Origin of the sequence: Pseudomonas sp. AN-1, from assembly GCF_034057115.1 — a bacterium.
GTDB lineage: Bacteria > Pseudomonadota > Gammaproteobacteria > Pseudomonadales > Pseudomonadaceae > Geopseudomonas.
The window spans coordinates 4,536,740-4,551,812 of sequence record NZ_CP139195.1; the positions used below are offsets into that span (position 1 = coordinate 4,536,740).

General features: G+C 69.2%; 15 protein-coding genes, 2 tRNA genes and 1 pseudogene. 12 read left to right on the forward strand and 6 right to left on the reverse strand.

Going from position 1 to position 15,073, the window contains the following annotated elements:
- The first annotated feature begins 22 nt into the window (after positions 1-22).
- The 5 genes from SK095_RS21320 to rluB all read left to right on the forward strand — a co-directional run bounded on the left by SK095_RS21320 (position 23) and on the right by rluB (position 4,367).
- Positions 23-895 carry a PHP domain-containing protein gene (locus SK095_RS21320; RefSeq protein ID WP_136490816.1) on the forward strand — a complete coding sequence of 291 codons (873 nt, stop codon included), beginning with the start codon at positions 23-25 and terminating at the stop codon, positions 893-895.
- Positions 892-1,521 carry an L-threonylcarbamoyladenylate synthase gene (locus SK095_RS21325; RefSeq protein ID WP_136490817.1) on the forward strand — a complete coding sequence of 210 codons (630 nt, stop codon included), beginning with the start codon at positions 892-894 and terminating at the stop codon, positions 1,519-1,521. The genes SK095_RS21320 and SK095_RS21325 overlap by 4 nt, the downstream gene beginning before the upstream one ends.
- A gap of 129 nt (positions 1,522-1,650) precedes the next feature.
- Complete coding sequence (locus SK095_RS21330; protein WP_168772541.1) at positions 1,651-2,388, forward strand: segregation and condensation protein A; 738 nt, start codon at positions 1,651-1,653, stop codon at positions 2,386-2,388.
- Positions 2,385-3,161 (forward strand): SMC-Scp complex subunit ScpB, encoded by a 777-nt coding sequence (gene scpB, locus SK095_RS21335; protein WP_136490819.1) that lies wholly within the window; start codon positions 2,385-2,387, stop codon positions 3,159-3,161. The genes SK095_RS21330 and scpB overlap by 4 nt, the downstream gene beginning before the upstream one ends.
- 114 nt (positions 3,162-3,275) lie before the next feature.
- The gene (rluB, locus tag SK095_RS21340) at positions 3,276-4,367 is read left to right on the forward strand and encodes a 23S rRNA pseudouridine(2605) synthase RluB (RefSeq protein ID WP_136490820.1); all 1,092 of its coding nucleotides are present in this window, start codon (positions 3,276-3,278) and stop codon (positions 4,365-4,367) included.
- A 61-nt stretch (positions 4,368-4,428) separates the two neighbouring features.
- Here rluB and rdgC read toward each other — a convergent pair whose 3' ends face one another.
- Positions 4,429-5,349: a recombination-associated protein RdgC gene (gene rdgC, locus SK095_RS21345; RefSeq protein ID WP_201485948.1), complete on the reverse strand. Its 921-nt coding sequence runs from the start codon at positions 5,347-5,349 to the stop codon at positions 4,429-4,431.
- A gap of 190 nt (positions 5,350-5,539) precedes the next feature.
- Between rdgC and SK095_RS21350 the strand changes: the two genes are divergently transcribed.
- From SK095_RS21350 to SK095_RS21375, 6 genes are all read left to right on the forward strand, one after another.
- Positions 5,540-5,615 (forward strand) — tRNA-Val (locus tag SK095_RS21350).
- Between the two features lie 15 nt (positions 5,616-5,630).
- A tRNA-Asp gene (locus SK095_RS21355) sits at positions 5,631-5,707 on the forward strand.
- A 189-nt stretch (positions 5,708-5,896) separates the two neighbouring features.
- The gene (locus SK095_RS21360; protein WP_136490822.1) at positions 5,897-6,604 is read left to right on the forward strand and encodes an FKBP-type peptidyl-prolyl cis-trans isomerase; all 708 of its coding nucleotides are present in this window, start codon (positions 5,897-5,899) and stop codon (positions 6,602-6,604) included.
- A 423-nt stretch (positions 6,605-7,027) separates the two neighbouring features.
- Positions 7,028-7,357: a helix-turn-helix transcriptional regulator gene (locus SK095_RS21365; RefSeq protein WP_320547439.1), complete on the forward strand. Its 330-nt coding sequence runs from the start codon at positions 7,028-7,030 to the stop codon at positions 7,355-7,357.
- The gene (locus SK095_RS21370) at positions 7,354-7,722 is read left to right on the forward strand and encodes a hypothetical protein (RefSeq protein ID WP_168772540.1); all 369 of its coding nucleotides are present in this window, start codon (positions 7,354-7,356) and stop codon (positions 7,720-7,722) included. The genes SK095_RS21365 and SK095_RS21370 overlap by 4 nt, the downstream gene beginning before the upstream one ends.
- Positions 7,719-8,195 (forward strand): sel1 repeat family protein, encoded by a 477-nt coding sequence (locus SK095_RS21375; RefSeq protein ID WP_136490824.1) that lies wholly within the window; start codon positions 7,719-7,721, stop codon positions 8,193-8,195. The genes SK095_RS21370 and SK095_RS21375 overlap by 4 nt, the downstream gene beginning before the upstream one ends.
- Positions 8,196-8,235: 40 nt before the next feature.
- Here SK095_RS21375 and SK095_RS21380 read toward each other — a convergent pair.
- A pseudogene (locus tag SK095_RS21380) lies at positions 8,236-8,970 on the reverse strand (EAL domain-containing protein); the annotation flags it as partial.
- Positions 8,971-9,080: 110 nt separating this feature from the next.
- Positions 9,081-11,162, reverse strand: coding sequence for a carboxy terminal-processing peptidase (locus tag SK095_RS21385; RefSeq protein ID WP_136490826.1), 2,082 nt, complete (start codon positions 11,160-11,162; stop codon positions 9,081-9,083).
- A gap of 184 nt (positions 11,163-11,346) precedes the next feature.
- Here SK095_RS21385 and SK095_RS21390 point away from each other — a divergent pair, with 184 nt between their 5' ends.
- Complete coding sequence (locus SK095_RS21390) at positions 11,347-12,309, forward strand: NAD(P)H-quinone oxidoreductase (RefSeq protein ID WP_320547440.1); 963 nt, start codon at positions 11,347-11,349, stop codon at positions 12,307-12,309.
- 53 nt (positions 12,310-12,362) lie between these two features.
- Here the strand turns inward: SK095_RS21390 and SK095_RS21395 are convergent, their stop codons facing one another.
- From SK095_RS21395 to SK095_RS21405, 3 genes are all read right to left on the reverse strand, one after another.
- Positions 12,363-13,016 (reverse strand): HAD family hydrolase, encoded by a 654-nt coding sequence (locus SK095_RS21395; protein ID WP_320547441.1) that lies wholly within the window; start codon positions 13,014-13,016, stop codon positions 12,363-12,365.
- Positions 13,017-13,026: 10 nt separating this feature from the next.
- A complete protein-coding gene (locus tag SK095_RS21400; RefSeq protein ID WP_320547442.1) occupies positions 13,027-14,316 on the reverse strand; it encodes a M18 family aminopeptidase in 1,290 nt (429 codons plus the stop codon).
- 80 nt (positions 14,317-14,396) lie between these two features.
- Positions 14,397-15,032 (reverse strand): RluA family pseudouridine synthase, encoded by a 636-nt coding sequence (locus SK095_RS21405; protein WP_136490830.1) that lies wholly within the window; start codon positions 15,030-15,032, stop codon positions 14,397-14,399.
- Between the last annotated feature and the right edge of the window lie 41 nt (positions 15,033-15,073).

Below are 15,073 nucleotides of genomic sequence, written 5' to 3' on the forward strand. Positions count from 1 at the left end.
AAAACACGGAAAACCATTGCCCATGTACGCCGACCTGCACTGCCACAGTACCGCCTCCGACGGCATGCTCGCGCCTGCCGCCCTGGTCGAGCGGGCCCACGCGCAGGGCGTCGGGGTGCTGGCGCTGACCGACCACGACACCCTCGACGGCCTGGCCGAGGCGCGCGCCGCGGCCGGGCGGCTGGGCATCGAGCTGGTCAGCGGCATCGAGCTGTCTTGCACCTGGGCAGGGGCGACCATCCATGTGCTCGGCTACGGCTTCGAGGCGGAGGTGGCGCCGCTGGCGAGCGCCATCGATGCCCTGCACGGGGGGCGCTGGGCGCGCGCCGAGGAGATCGCCCGGCGCCTGGCGGCCAAGGGCATGCCGGGCTGCCTGGAGGGCGCGCGGGCGGTGCAGCAGGAACGCGGGGAGAGCGGCAACGCGCCGTCGCGGCCGCACTTCGCCGAATTCATGGTCCGCGCCGGCTACGTCAGGGATCACGCCCAGGCCTTCCAGCGCTGGCTGGGCGCCGGCAAGCTGGGCGACGTCAAGCAGCACTGGCCGACCCTGGAGAGCACCCTGGCGACCCTGCGCGAGGCCGGCGCCTGGATCAGTCTGGCGCATCCCTGCCACTACGACTTTACTCGAACCAAGAGGCGCAAGCTGGTGATGGCCTTCGTCGAGGGAGGCGGCCACGCGCTGGAGGTGTCCAACGGCCCGCAGGTGGACAGCCAGGTCGGCATGCTGGCCAACACCGCCCGCGAGTTCGGCCTGCTGGCCAGCGCCGGCAGCGATTTCCACGGGCCGCGCCAGTGGTCCGAGGTGGGCAGCTACCGGGCGCTGCCCGACGACCTGCCGCTGCTCTGGCCGCGCCTGACCAGGATGGAACACCCGAAGTCCAAGGAACAGTCATGAGCCAATTCTTCCAGATACACGCGGAAAACCCGCAAGCGCGGCTGATCAAGCAGGCCGTGGAAATCGTTCGCCAGGGCGGCGTGATCGTCTACCCGACCGACTCGGCCTATGCCCTGGGCTGCCGGATTGGCGACAAGGCGGCGCTGGATCGCATCCGCCACCTGCGTCGCCTGGACGACAAGCACAACTTCACCCTGGTGTGCCGCGACCTGTCGCAGCTCGGCGAGTACGCCAAGGTCGACACCAGCGCCTTCCGCCTGCTCAAGGCGCACACCCCGGGCCCCTACACCTTCATCCTCGACGCCACCCGCGAGGTGCCGCGCATGCTGCTGCATCCCAAGCGGCGCACCATCGGCCTGCGCGTGCCGGGCAACCCGATCGCCCACGACCTGCTGGCCGAGCTGGGCGAGCCGCTGATGAGCGTGAGCCTGATCCTGCCCGGCGACGAGCACCCGATGAGCGATCCCTACGAGATCCGCGACCGCCTGGAGAAGCTGGTCGACCTGATCATCGACGGCGGCTACGGCAGCCTGGAGGCGTCCACGGTGATCAGCCTGCTGGGCGGCGAGCCCGAGGTGCTGCGCGAGGGCTGCGGCGATCCCGAGCCGTTCCTGGTGCCGGCCTGATGGCGGCGAGGGTTTCCGGTGACTGATCCGCAACTGCCGAGCGAGGCGCCCGAGCAGCTGCCGCTGGCGCTGGTCTACGGCGAGGCCTTCACCGAGCTGCCGCAGGACCTGTACATTCCCCCGGATGCCTTGGAGGTGTTCCTCGACGCCTTCGAGGGGCCGCTCGACCTGCTGCTCTACCTGATCCGCAAGCAGAACATCGACATCCTCGACATTCCGGTGGCGGAGATCACCCGCCAGTACATGGGCTACGTCGAGCTGATGAAGGCGGTGCGCCTGGAGCTGGCCGCCGAGTACCTGGTGATGGCGGCGATGCTCGCTGAGATCAAGTCGCGCATGCTGCTGCCGCGCTCCAGCGAGGCCGCGGAAGAGGAAGAGGACCCGCGCGCCGAACTGATCCGTCGCCTGCAGGAGTACGAGCGCTTCAAGCAGGCCGCCGAGGAGCTGGACGACCTGCCGCGGGTCGGCCGCGACCTGCAGGTGCCGCTGCTGCCGGCGCCGCAGGCGCGGGCGCGCACCCTGCTGCCGGAAGTGAGTCTGGACGAGGTGCTGCTGGCGATGGCCGAGGTGCTGCGTCGCGCCGAACTGTTCGAGAGCCACCAGGTCACCCGCGAACTGCTGTCGACCCGCGAGCGCATGAGCGAGGTACTCGAACGCCTGCAGGGCGGCGCCTTCGTGCCCTTCGCCACGCTGTTCGCCGCCGAGGAGGGCAAGCTCGGCGTGGTGGTGACCTTCATGGCCGTCCTCGAGCTGATCAAGGAGAGGCTGGTCGAGCTGGTGCAGAACGAGCCGTTCGCGCCCATCCACGTGCGCCTGCGCGGCGCCGTGGCGGAAGAAAGTCTGTTGCTGGAGGAGGTTGCCGAATGAACCTTGCCGATCCGCGCCAGCTGGCGACGGTGCTCGAAGCCATCCTGCTGGCGGCCGGCAAGCCGCTGGCGCTGGAGCGCCTGGCCGAGCTGTTCGACGCGCACGAGCGGCCCTCGCCGAAGCTGCTGCGCGAGGCGCTGGCGGTGCTCGGCGGCTCCTGCCTGGGGCGCGGCTTCGAGCTCAGCGAGGTGGCCTCGGGCTACCGCCTGCAGGTGCGCGAGCGCTTCGCGCCCTGGGTGAGCCGGCTGTGGGATGAGCGTCCGCAGCGCTACTCGCGGGCGCTGCTGGAGACCCTGGCGCTGATCGCCTACCGCCAGCCGATCACCCGCGGCGAGATCGAGGAGGTGCGCGGCGTGGCGGTCAACAGCAACATCATCCGGACCCTGCAGGAGCGCGACTGGATCCGCGTGGTCGGCTACCGCGAGGTGCCCGGCCGGCCGGCGATGTTCGCCACCACCCGCGCCTTCCTCGACCACTTCAACCTGAGAAGCCTCGACGAGCTGCCGCCCCTGGCGGTGCTGCGCGAGCTGGAGCCGCAGCCGCCGGTCGATGACCTCGATCCCGAGGTGCCGGCCGACCTGCAGGCGCGCGCCGACCTGGCCCTGGCCGATGCCGACGAGGACGATGCGCCGGAGGCGCGCGGCGAAACCAGCTTCCGCAGCCTGCTGGCCGAGCTGGACGCCATGGAGCAGGGGCTGAAGAGCGACTTCGACGATCTGCTGCCGGCGGAAGAGGCCGGCGAGCCGGGCGAGGCCGCGCCAGCCGGCGACTGAGGGCGGCGCCGGTCGCATGCCGGGTGCGCGCGCCCGGTCATCGGCGTATCATGCCTGCCCCCCTGATTTGCAGGGACCGCTCACAGCATCCGGTTACACCGGGAGGTGCCCAGAATGAATGAAGAACTGAATCCCGCCGAAGAACAGCGCCCCGTCGGCGAGAAACTGCAGAAGGTGCTGGCGCGCATGGGCGTCGGTTCCCGCCGCGACGTCGAGGAGTGGATCAGCCAGGGCCGCATCAAGGTCAACGGCGCCCAGGCCACCCTCGGCCAGCGCATCGGCGCCAGCGACGCCATCGCCCTCGACGGCCGCCTGCTGCGCCGCGAGGAGGACGAGGTGGTGCGCCGCGTGCTGATCTACAACAAGCCCGAAGGCGAGGTGTGCACCCGTTCCGACCCGGAAGGCCGCCCCACCGTGTTCGACCGCCTGCCGCGGCCGAAGAACGGCCGTTGGATCAACATCGGCCGCCTCGACATCAACACCACGGGCCTTTTGCTGTTCACCACCGACGGCGAGCTGGCCAACCGCCTGATGCATCCCTCCTACGAGATGGACCGCGAGTACGCGGTGCGCGTGCGTGGCGAGGTCACCGACGAGATGCTCGAGAACCTCAAGAACGGCGTGATGCTCGAGGACGGTCCGGCGCGCTTCACCGACATCAAGGAAGCCCCGCAGGGCGACGGCTTCAACCGCTGGTTCCACTGCGTGGTGATGGAAGGGCGCAACCGCGAGGTGCGCCGCCTGTGGGAGTCCCAGGGGCTGGTGGTCAGCCGCCTCAAGCGCGTGCGCTTCGGTCCGGTGTTCCTCACCGCCGACCTGTCGGTCGGCCGCTGGCGCGAGATGGAGCAGGGCGAGGTGGACATCCTCGCCGCTGAGGTCGGCCTCAAGCCGATGGCCCTGCCGGGGATGAAGGGCAAGCTGCGCGAGAAGCTCGACCGCCTGCAGCGCAAGTCGGCCAAGCCGGTGCCCGAGCGCGGTCGCGGTGCGCGCGGCGAGCGCGACGAAGGTCGCGGGCGTGGCCAGGGCAGCGAGCTGGCCGAGCGTCCGGCCGAGGTGCGCGGCAAGCGTCCGGCCAAGGCTCGCGACGAGCGCGGCACGCCGAACCTGAGCGAGCGCCCGTCGCGCAAGCCCGCCGCCGGCCAGCCGGCCAAGCGCCGTCCGCAGCCGGCGGGCGACGGGCAGCGTCCCGGCTTTCGCCGCAAGTAAGCGTGGCTGAATGAAAAAAGGCGACCTGCGGGTCGCCTTTTTTCTGTCCGGCGCTGGCGGCTCAGATGCCCTGGGGGATTTCCTCGCCGCCGAGGGCCTCGATCAGCTGCGGCAGGAACTCGACGAAGGTCAGCATCATCAGGGTGAAGCTGGCGTCCTGCTGGGCCAGGGCGTCGTCGCCGCCGTCCTGCTCGGCCTGTTCCTGCAGCAGGTCCTCGAAGCGCAGGCGCTTGAGCGCCAGCTTGTCGTCGATCAGCAGCGACAGCTTGTCCGACCAGGCCAGGCTCAGCTTGGTCACCAGCTTGCCGGCCGCCAGGTGGTTCTGCACCTCGTCGCTGCCCAGATCCTGGCGCTTGCAGCGCACGATGCCGCCATCCTCGTGGGTGTCGCGCAGCTCGCACTCGTCGAGCAGGACGAGGCCGTTGCTGGCGTGCTGGCTCTTCATCCACTCGGTGAAGGTGGCGGTGGGCGCGACCTTGACGCTCAGCGGGCGTACCGGCAGCGAACCGAGCGCCTCGCGCAGGGTGGACAGCAGGTCCTCGGCCTTCTTCGGGCTGGACGCGTCGACCAGGATCAGGCCCTGCTGCGGGGCGATGGCGGCGAAGGTGCTCTGCCGGCGGATGAAGGCGCGCGGCAGGAAGCTCTGCACGATCTCGTCCTTGAGCTGGTCGCGCTCCTTCTTGTAGACCTTGCGCATCTGCTGCGCCTCGATCTCCTCGATCTTCTCCTTCAGCGCATCGCGCACCACGCTGCCGGGCAGGATGCGTTCCTCCTTGCGCGCGGCGATCAGGAAGAAGCCCTGGCTGGCATGCACCAGTGGCGCGTCGGCGCCCTTGCCCAGCGGGGCGACGAAGCCGTAGGTGGCCAGTTCCTGGCTGGCGCAGGGGCGGGCCGGCTTGCTGGCCAGGGCCGCCTCGAGTTTCTCGGCGTCCAGTTGCAGATCCTGGGTGAGGCGATAGACGAGCAGGTTGCGGAACCACATGGCGGCGGGACACTCCTCAAGCAAAGGAGCGCATTATTCCCCCTCGGGCTTTCGTCGGCCACCGCCGATTGCGCCAAGTGTCTGGTTTGGCTCGAAATTTTTTTTGAAAAAAGCCTTGCCAAGGGAGAGCGGCATCCCTAGAATGCGCACCACTTCGAGAGCAAACGCAAACATGCGAATGCAACTGAATGGGTGATTAGCTCAGCTGGGAGAGCATCTGCCTTACAAGCAGAGGGTCGGCGGTTCGATCCCGTCATCACCCACCACTCTCGAGGTTACGCGCAGCGGTAGTTCAGTCGGTTAGAATACCGGCCTGTCACGCCGGGGGTCGCGGGTTCGAGTCCCGTCCGCTGCGCCATTTTATCCCTCCCCGAAGTGGCAAATCCAGATTTTCCTCCCCCCCAAAGTTCAGTGCGGATTCCGCAGCTTGAACTTTTCGTCGTTTCTGCATTCCAACTTTTCCAACCGTGGCAGCGTGGGCGGCAGCCTGATAAGCTCGCGCCTATTCCCAGCCTGCCGCTGTGGTATCCATCACTAAGGAACAAGCATGAAACATCATCGGTTGGCCGCTGCTGTGGCCCTGGTCGGTCTCGTCCTCGCCGGTTGCGACAAGCAGGCCGCGGAGAAGGAGCTGGAGCTCAAGTCGCCGGCGCAGAAGGCCTCCTATGGCATCGGTCTGAACATGGGGCGCAGCCTTGTCCAGGAAGGCATGGACGACCTCGACTCCAAGGCGGTGGCTCTGGGCATCGAGGACGCCCTGGCGAAGAAGGAGCAGCGTCTCACCGACGAGCAGCTCATGGAGGCCTTCAGCTTCCTGCAGAAGCGCTCCGAGGAGCGCATGACCGCCCTGGCTGACGAGAACGCCAAGGCCGGCAAGAAGTTCCTCGAGGACAACGGCAAGCGCGAGGGCGTGGTCACCACCGCCTCCGGCCTGCAGTACGAGGTGCTGAAGAAGGCCGACGGCGCCCAGCCCAAGGCCGACGATGTGGTCAGCGTCCACTACGAGGGCAAGCTGATCGACGGCACCGTGTTCGACAGCTCGGTACAGCGCGGCGCGCCCATCGACCTGCCGGTCGGCGGCGTGATTCCGGGCTGGGTCGAGGGTCTGCAGCTGATGCACGTCGGCGAGAAGTACAAGCTGTACATCCCCAGCGAGCTGGCCTACGGCGCGCAGAGCCCGAGCCCGACCATTCCGGCCAACTCGGTGCTGGTGTTCGAGCTGGAGCTGCTGGGGATCCAGAACAAGGCCGAGTGACGGTAGTTCCAAGGCTTTCGCAAACGCCCCGCTGGTCGGGGCGTTTGTGTTTCCGCTGGTAACACTCTTGACGGGCTGGCGCCGGAAAAGCTTGGCGCTCGCTGTGGCGCAGGCTTGTTATGCACATCGGTAATATTTCTCGCGGCCCTGTCAAGCCCTCTCTCGCATCCCCGGTTGCAAATTTTAAGAGTATGATTTGTAAAGACTTTTTTTGTTGAGCAAAAAACGTCCGATCTGTCTGGAAGCCTCGCTGCACGGGCATCGGGGGGACTCTTCCAGATATTGTTCACAAGTTTATCCACAGCTTTTGTGGGTAACGCCGCCAAGCCCAGCAACCACGGGGCCTGGCGGGGGATCCGGGCGTGCAGCGTGCCGTCCGGGGCCTGATAAAATGAAATACAAGTGTGATGGAGCGACAAGCGCATGAACGTTCAGGTGATCGAGCGGGAAGGGCAGCCCGAGTACGCCGTGCTGGCGTGGGCCGACTATCAGGAGCTGTTGCGCGCGGCCGGGCGTCTGCCCGCCAGCGCCGCCTGCACGCCGCCGCTGCCGCAGGAGCCGGTCTTTTCCCTGGAGAGCCTGCGCAGCCTGCGCGAGGCGCGCCGGCTGGCGCCGGAGCAACTGGCGCGGGCCGTCGGCATCAGTCCGCACTATCTGGCGCTGATCGAGAGCGGCGAGCGCCAGCCTGACCAGGCGATCGTCCGGGCGCTGGCGCGGCTATTCGCCACGCCGGACGACGGGAGCGCGGGTTGATCCTGCGCATCAGTCGCCAGCACTGGCAGGCGCTGCTCGACGAACTCGACGAGGCGCGCCGCCAGCGCCACCTGTTGACCTACCGCTCGCTGATCGAGCGTCTGCAATTGCCGACCCCGGCGATGACCACCCTGACCGCCGCTCTCGAGCACCTGGCCATGCTCGATGCCCAGGCCGGACAGCCGCTGCGCAGCGCTCTGGTGATCAGCCAGGGCGCCAGCCGCCTGCCCAGGCCGGGCTTCTTCGAGCACGCCAACCGGCTCGGCCGCTTCAGCGGCCCGCCGGATGGCGTCGCCGCCGCCGCCTGGCACGCCGCGGAGGTGGCGCGGGTGTTCGCGCACGATTTCCCGGGGGGCACGCCATGAGGCATCCGCTGTGGTGGTTGCGCACCTTCTGCGGCTATCGGCTGGCCCGGTGGCTGTTCCGTTGGCAGTGGCTGGTGCGCCAGCCGCGCGCCTGGCGCTGGATGGAAGGGCAGTTCGCGCGCATGGCCGGCATGGGCGATGCCGGCGCCCAGGAGTTCTACGGCCACCTGCTGCTGTTCCGTGGCGAGGGCCTGGGAGCGCGCGAAGAAGGACTGCGCCTGCTGCGCCAGGCGGCGGGCCAGGGCCGGCTCAAGGCGGCCTTCCAGCTCGGCGTGCAGGCGCTCAAGGGCAGTCCGCGGCAGGCGCCGGATGCCGCCGAGGCGCTGCGCTGGTGGCGACAGGCCGCCGAGGGCGGTCATCCGCTGGCTGCGCTCAAGCTCGCCGAACTGCTGCGCGAAGGCGCGCCCGGGGTGTCGGCCGATCCGTCGGCTGCCGAGCGGATGGCCGAGCGCGCCCGCCAGCTCGGCCTCTGATGCGCTCTCAGGCGCTGGCGCACAGCTCCTGCGCCGGCGCTCGCAGTGGCCGCTCCTGAGGGCGGCCGATCAGGTAGCCCTGGACCAGGTCCACGCCCATCCGCGCCAGCTGCTGCAGTTCCTCTTGCTGTTCCACGCCTTCGGCGATCACCCGCGCGCGGGCGGCCCGGGCCATCTGCAGGATGGAGCCGACGAACTCGCGCTTGAGCGGGTCGAGATGGATGCCGTCGATGAAGTGGCGGTCGATCTTGACGATGTCCGGACGCAGTTCCGACCACAGGCGCAGGCTGGAGTAGCCGGCGCCGAGGTCGTCGAGGGCGATGGAGAAGCCCATGGCGCGGTAGTGGTGCAGGGCGCGGTCGAGCAGGTCGAAATCCTCGATCGGGGTCTGTTCGGTCAGCTCGATCACTACCCGCTCCGGGGCGATGCCGCACTGGCGCAGGATCTGCAGGGTACGCCCGGACTGGTGGCCGGGCTCGACCAGGGTTTCCGGCGAGACGTTGAGGTAGAGCATGCCGCGACCGGTGCACTGGCTGAAGCGGCTGCAGGCGCGGGCGCGACTGGCGATCTCCAGCTCGCTGAGGCGGCCGGCGTTGCGGGCCACGGCGAACAGCGCCAGCGGCGCATGCAGCGGGCTGTTGGAGGGGCCGCGGGTGAGGGCCTCGTGGCCCTGGATGCGCCCGCAGGCGAGCGAATAGATGGGCTGGAACAGGCTGTTGAGCAGGTCGTGGGCGAGGATTCGCTCCAGTTCGCTCAACTGTTCGGTGGTGGTCATGCAGGGCTCGGCAGGCAATGAAAAAAGCGCCCCGGCGGTAACCGGGGCGCTCAGATTTCACGACTAAATTGTGACTGCCTGATGACAGGGCGCCTCGTCCGGCGCAATCCTCAGTGGTGGGCGATGGCCGAGTCGAGATTGAGGTAGTCGAGCAGGATGCGTCCCGACTCGGCGAGGAAGGCATCCTGCTCCGGCGGCAGCTTGTCCTCCTCACTGGCGGCCACGTCCTCCTCCTCGTCCTTGAGCTCCTTGAGCAGGGGCTCGCCCTTGGCGCTGCGGCGGGCATTCTCCAGGGCCAGCTGACGGCTCTCGATGGCGCTCTGCTGGGCGCGGCGCTTCTGCTCGTTGAGGCTGACCACGGTCTCGCCCATCAGCTGCTGGCTCAGCTCCAGGCGCTGGCGGGTGAACACGAAGTCCGGGTCCTGGGCGATGCGCGCGGCGTGGCGCGCCTGCAGCTCGGCGAGGAAGGGGCGGAACGGGTTGTTGTCCGGCTCGACCGCCGGCGCGATGCGGTCCCACGGCATGGCCGCCGGCAGGGCGCTCTCGCCGATCTCCTTGACGTCGACCACCGCCGGGTAGGGGATGTCCGGCAGCACGCCCTGATGCTGGGTGCTCTGCCCGGAAACCCGGTAGAACTTGGCCAGGGTCAGCTTCAGTTCGCCGTGGTTGAGCGGCTGGATGGTCTGCACGGTGCCCTTGCCGAAGGTCTGCCCGCCGAGGATCAGCGCGCGGTGGTAGTCCTGCATGGCGCCGGCGAAGATCTCCGAGGCGGAGGCCGACAGGCGGTTGACCAGCACGGCCAGCGGACCGTTGTAGTAGGTGCCGCTGTCCTCGTCGGCGAGCACGTCGACGCGGCCGTCGCTGTTGCGCACCAGCACGGTCGGGCCCTTGTCGATGAACAGGCCGGTCAGCTCGGTGGCCTCCTGCAGGGAGCCGCCGCCATTGTTACGCAGGTCGATGACCACGCCGTCGACCTTCTCCGCCTTGAGTTCGGCGAGCAGCTTGCGCACGTCGCGGGTGGTGCTCTTGTATTCCGGGTCGCCGCTGCGATAGGCCTTGAAGTCCAGGTAGAAGGCCGGGATCTCGATCACCCCGAGCTTGTAGTCGCGGCCCTCGTGCTCGAGCTTGAGCACCGACTTCTTCGCCGCCTGCTCCTCGAGCTTGACCGCCTCGCGGGTGATCGACAGCACCTTGCTGCTCTGGTCGTTCGGTGCGTTGCTGGCCGGAATCACTTCCAGGCGCACCTGCGAGCCCTTGGGCCCGCGGATCAGCTTGACCACCTCGTCGAGGCGCCAGCCGATCACGTCGACCATCTCCTTGTCGCCCTGGGCGACGCCGATGATGCGGTCGGCCGGATGCAGCTGCTTGCTCTTCTCCGCCGGGCCGGCGGGGACCAGGCGGACGATCTTGACGTGCTCGTTGTCGCTCTGCAGCACCGCACCGATGCCTTCCAGCGACAGGCTCATGTTGATGTCGAAGTTCTCGGCGTTTTCCGGCGACAGGTAGTTGGTGTGCGGGTCGTAGGTCTGCGCGAAGGCGTTGATATAGGCCTGGAAGATGTCCTCGCTGCGGGTCTGCGCCAAGCGCTTGAGCTGGTTGCGGTAGCGCTTGGTGAGCAGCTCCTGGATGGCCTTGGGCTCCTTGCCGGCGATCTTCAGGCGCAGCACCTCGTCCTTCACGCGCTTGCGCCACAGGTCGTCGAGCGCCTTGTTGTCGGCGGCCCAGGGCGCCTTCTCGCGGTCGGTGTCGAGGCTCTCGTCCTGGCTGAAGTCGAATTGGTCGGTGCCCTTGTCGAGCAGGCCGAGGGCGAACTGCAGGCGCTCCTGCATGCGCTCGAGGTGGCGCTTGTAGATCACGAAGCCCGGCTGCAGCTCGCCGCTCTTCAGGTAGTCGTCCAGGCGGTAGCGCCAGGCCTCGAAGTCGGCGATGTCCTTGGCGGTGAAGTAGCTGCGCGCCGGGTCGAGGCTCTTCAGGTAGTCGTCGAAGATCTGCGACGAGCGCGCGTCGTCCAGCGGCGGCTTGTTGTAGTGGTGGCGCTTGAGCAGCTCGACCACGTTCAGGCTGGCGATGGTCTGCTCTCGGTCGGGCTGCAGGCCGTCCCACGGATTGCTGGGCGTGGCCATGGCTGCCAGCGGCAGGGCGCTGGCGGCCAGAACAAGGGCGAGGGCGGTGCAGGACAGAGTGCGTTTCATGGGTTCTATGCGTCGCAGAGGGTTACGCCCGTTAGGCAGCGTAAGGGGCACCTGGTTCCATGGTGCCATCATGGGCTGGCGCCCGGAGGCCAGGGAGCTGACGTGCGGTCAGGTTCCGGGTCACAATCCGGGGGCAGATGCCGGCGCGAACGAAGCGCCGGGCCTTTGACAATATGGAGGTAGCGTGAACGCATTGCAAGGTATCGACGGACAGCTGGAATGGTCGGCGCAGCCGCGCCCGGACTGTGATGTGGGGCAGGTCCGCATCCGCGTGGCGGCCGCCGGCCTCAACCGGGCCGACCTGCTGCAGCGCAACGGCCTGTATCCGCCGCCGCCCGGGGCGAGCGAGGTGCTCGGCCTGGAGTGCGCCGGGGTGGTGATCGAGGCCGGTGCCGGCAGCCGCTGGCGGGTCGGCGACCGGGTGTGCGCCCTGCTGGCCGGCGGCGGCATGGCCGAGGAGGTGGTGGTGGACGCCCGCCATGCGCTGCCGGTACCCGAGGGCCTGAGCCTTGTCGAGGCGGCGGCGCTGCCGGAGGTCTACGCCACTGCCTGGCTCAACCTGTTCCAGCTGGCGCGCCTGCAGCCGGGCGAGAAGGTGCTGCTGCACGCCGGCGCCAGCGGCGTCGGTTCGGCGGCCATCCAGCTGTGCAAGGCCTTCGGCAGCCCGTGCTGGGTCAGCGTCGGCTCCGCCGAACGGTTGGCCTACTGCGAGGGTCTGGGCGCCCAGGGCGGCGTGCTGCGCGGCGACGGCCTCGACGGCCTGCGCGACTTCGGCCCCTTCGACGTGGTCCTCGATCCGGTGGGCGCCAGCTACGCCGCGCACAACCTGAAGCTGCTCGCCCAGGACGGCCGCTGGGTGATCATCGGCCTGATGGGCGGGCGCAAGGCCGAGCTCGACCTGGCCCTGCTGCTCGGCAAGCGCATCCAGCTGATCGGCTCGACCCTGCGCAGCCGCGACGCCGAGTCCAAGGCGCAGCTGCTCGCCGAACTGGAGCAGCAGGTGTGGCCGCTGTTCGCCGAGGGGCGCCTGAAGCCGCAGCTCGAGCGCAGCTACCCGATCGCCGACGCCGAGGCGGCCTTCGCCGCGCTGGCCAGCAATCAGGTGCAGGGCAAGGTGGTGCTGGTGGTGGACGCCAGCCTGGTCTGACTGCCCGGACGGGAACGACAGGGGGCGCTGCGGCGCCCCCTGTCGTGTCCGCCTCAGCGCCAGTCGAGGATGTCCCAGCCGTGGCGCTCGGCGTGCGCGCGCAGCGCGGCGTCGGGATTCACCGCATGCGGATGGTCGACGTGGGCGAGCAGCGGCAGGTCGTTGCGCGAGTCGGAATAGAAGTGCGCGCCGGCCAGCGTCTCGCCCTGCTCGCGGCGCCACTGCTCGAGACGGGCGATCTTGCCCTCGCGGGCGCAGGGGATGCCGACGATCCGCCCGCTGTAGCCGCCGTGCTGCAGTTCCAGCTCGGTGGCCAGCAGCTCGGCGATGCCGAGGCGGGCGGCGATGGCCGCGACCAGGAAGGTCGGCGAGGCGGAGACGATCAGCACGCGGTCGCCGGCGGCGCGGTGCGCGGCGACGGCGCGCATGGCGTCGGTGAGGATCAGCGGCTCGATGACTGCCTCGACGAAGGCGTCGGCGACACAGTCGATTTCCGCCGGGGTGCGGCCGACCAGCGGCTGCACGCTGAAGGCCAGATAGTCCTCGAGGGTCGCCTGCAGGGCGGCGTACTGCGCCACCAGCGCCTGCTCGCGGGCGAGGAAGGACTCGCGGTCGACCCAGCCGAGGTCGGCCAGATGCGCCGTCCACAGGCTGGGGCTGTTGCCGCCGATCAGGGTGTCGTCGAGGTCGAAGAGCGCCAGGGCCACCGTGCGCGCCTCAGACCAGTTCGGCGCTCTGGTAGAAGGCGCTCAGCACCCTCACCAGATGGTCGAGGTCGTGGCTGCCGGCCAGCTCGCGGATCGAGTGCATGGCGAAGGTCGGCAGGCCGATGTCGACGGTGCGCACGCCGAGCTTGCTGGCGGTGATCGGGCCGATGGTCGAGCCGCAGCCCAGGTCGCTGCGGGTGACGAAGCACTGCACCGGCACCTCGTGCTGCTGGCACAGGTGGCGGAAGAAGCCGGCGGTCTCGCTGTTGCTGGCGTAGCGCTGGTTGCTGTTGACCTTGATCACCGGGCCGCCGTTGAGGCGCGGGCCGTGGTTGCCGTCATGCTTGTCGGCGTAGTTGGGGTGCACGCCGTGGGCGTTGTCGGCCGACACCAGCAGCGAGCGCTGGATGGCGCGCACGAAGGTCTCTTCGTCGCCGAGCAGGCGGCGCAGCACCTGCTCGAGGAACGGGCCGTCGGCGCCGCAGGCCGAGCAGGAGCCGATCTCCTCATGGTCGGTGCACACCAGCACGCAGTTCTCGGCGTCGCCGGCGGCGAGCAGGGCCTCGAGGCCGGCGTAGCAGGACAGCAGGTTGTCGAGGCGCGCGCCGGCGATGAAGTCCTGGTCGAGGCCGACCACGGCCGCGGCCTGGGTGTCGTAGAAGCTCAGCTCGAAGTCGAGCACCTCGTCGACGTACAGGCCGTGCTCGCGCAGCAGCTGGGCGGCGAGCAGGGCGCGGAAGTCGCGGCTCTCGCCGGCGGCCAGTTGGGCGAGCAGCGGCGGCAGCTCGTTCTGCTGGTTGATCGCCCAGCCCTGGTTGGCCTCGCGGTTGAGGTGGATGGCCAGGTTGGGGATGGTGGCGATCGGCGCCTTGAAGTCGATCAGGCGGCTTTCCAGGCGGCCCTCATGGCGGAAGGTGACGCGACCGGCCAGCGACAGGTCGCGGTCGAACCAGGGCGCCAGCAGCACGCCGCCGTAGACCTCGACGCCCAGCTGCCAGTAGCCCTGGCGCGCCAGCTCCGGCTGCGGCTTGACGCGCAGGCAGGGGCTGTCGGTGTGCGCGCCGACCAGGCGCAGGCCGCCGTCCGGCGGGGTGCGCCGGCCGAGCTGCACGGCGATCAGCGAGGAGTCGTTGCGGGTGACGTAGTAGCGCCCGCCGGGCTGCGCCTGCCATGGGGCGCGCTCGTCGAGGCGCTGGTAGCCGGCGGCCTCGAGGCGGGCGGCCAGGCTGGCGGTGGCATGGAAGGGGGTCGGCGAGGCCTTGAGGAAATCGATCAGGCCCTGGTTGAGTGCTTCGCGCATGACGGCTCCGGCGGCGGTGATGCGCGCAGTTTACCGGAATCCGGCGTGCGCAGGCCGTCGGCGCCGCGCACGCGGGACGCTCAGAACGGCGCCGGGCTCTCGAAGCGCAGGCGCTCGCCGCTCTGCGGGTGGGTCAGACACAGCAGGCTGGCGTGCAGGCACAGGCGCTCGTGGGCGGCCAGCGCCTGCTCGTGGGCGTACAGGCGGTCGCCCAGCAGCGGGTGGCCGATGGCCAGCATGTGCACGCGCAGCTGGTGGGAACGACCGGTGATCGGCGTCAGCTCGACCCGGCACCAGTCGCCGCAGCGCTCGACGATGCGCCAGAAGGTCAGCGCGTGCTTGCCCTGCTCGTGGTCGACCACGTGGCGCGGCTTGGTCGGCGGGTCGTAGCGCAGCGGCAGCTCGATGCGCCCGCTGTCGGTTCCCGGCTGGCCCCAGCACAGCGCGGTGTAGGCCTTCTCGGTCTCGCGGTCGTGGAACTGCCGGGACAGCTCGCGGTGGCTGTCGGCATCGCGGGCCAGCACGATCAGCCCGGAGGTTTCCCAGTCCAGGCGGTGGACGATGCGCGCCTCGGGATAGCCGTTGTCCTGCAGGCGGCTGACCAGGCAGTCGCGGTTGTCCTCGGCGCGGCCGGGCACCGAGAGCAGCAGGGTCGGCTTGTTGATCACCAGCAGGGCGGCGTCCTGGTGGACGATTTCGATGTTCGACAGCGGCATGGCGGTTCCACAAATGACTGCGGCGGCCCGAGGCCGCCGCA

Excerpts from the sequence above, each read along its gene's own strand:
- SK095_RS21360 (WP_136490822.1), top strand. The coding sequence starts at position 5,897 with ATGAAACATCATCGGTTGGCCGCTGCTGTGGCCCTGGTCGGTCTCGTC.
- SK095_RS21320 (WP_136490816.1), top strand. The coding sequence starts at position 23 with ATGTACGCCGACCTGCACTGCCACAGTACCGCCTCCGACGGCATGCTC.
- SK095_RS21375 (WP_136490824.1), top strand. The coding sequence starts at position 7,719 with ATGAGGCATCCGCTGTGGTGGTTGCGCACCTTCTGCGGCTATCGGCTG.
- scpB (WP_136490819.1), top strand. The coding sequence starts at position 2,385 with ATGAACCTTGCCGATCCGCGCCAGCTGGCGACGGTGCTCGAAGCCATC.
- rluB (WP_136490820.1), top strand. The coding sequence starts at position 3,276 with ATGAATGAAGAACTGAATCCCGCCGAAGAACAGCGCCCCGTCGGCGAG.
- SK095_RS21405 (WP_136490830.1), bottom strand. The coding sequence starts at position 15,032 with ATGCCGCTGTCGAACATCGAAATCGTCCACCAGGACGCCGCCCTGCTG.
- SK095_RS21365 (WP_320547439.1), top strand. The coding sequence starts at position 7,028 with ATGAACGTTCAGGTGATCGAGCGGGAAGGGCAGCCCGAGTACGCCGTG.
- SK095_RS21385 (WP_136490826.1), bottom strand. The coding sequence starts at position 11,162 with ATGAAACGCACTCTGTCCTGCACCGCCCTCGCCCTTGTTCTGGCCGCC.
- SK095_RS21400 (WP_320547442.1), bottom strand. The coding sequence starts at position 14,316 with ATGCGCGAAGCACTCAACCAGGGCCTGATCGATTTCCTCAAGGCCTCG.
- SK095_RS21325 (WP_136490817.1), top strand. The coding sequence starts at position 892 with ATGAGCCAATTCTTCCAGATACACGCGGAAAACCCGCAAGCGCGGCTG.
- rdgC (WP_201485948.1), bottom strand. The coding sequence starts at position 5,349 with ATGTGGTTCCGCAACCTGCTCGTCTATCGCCTCACCCAGGATCTGCAA.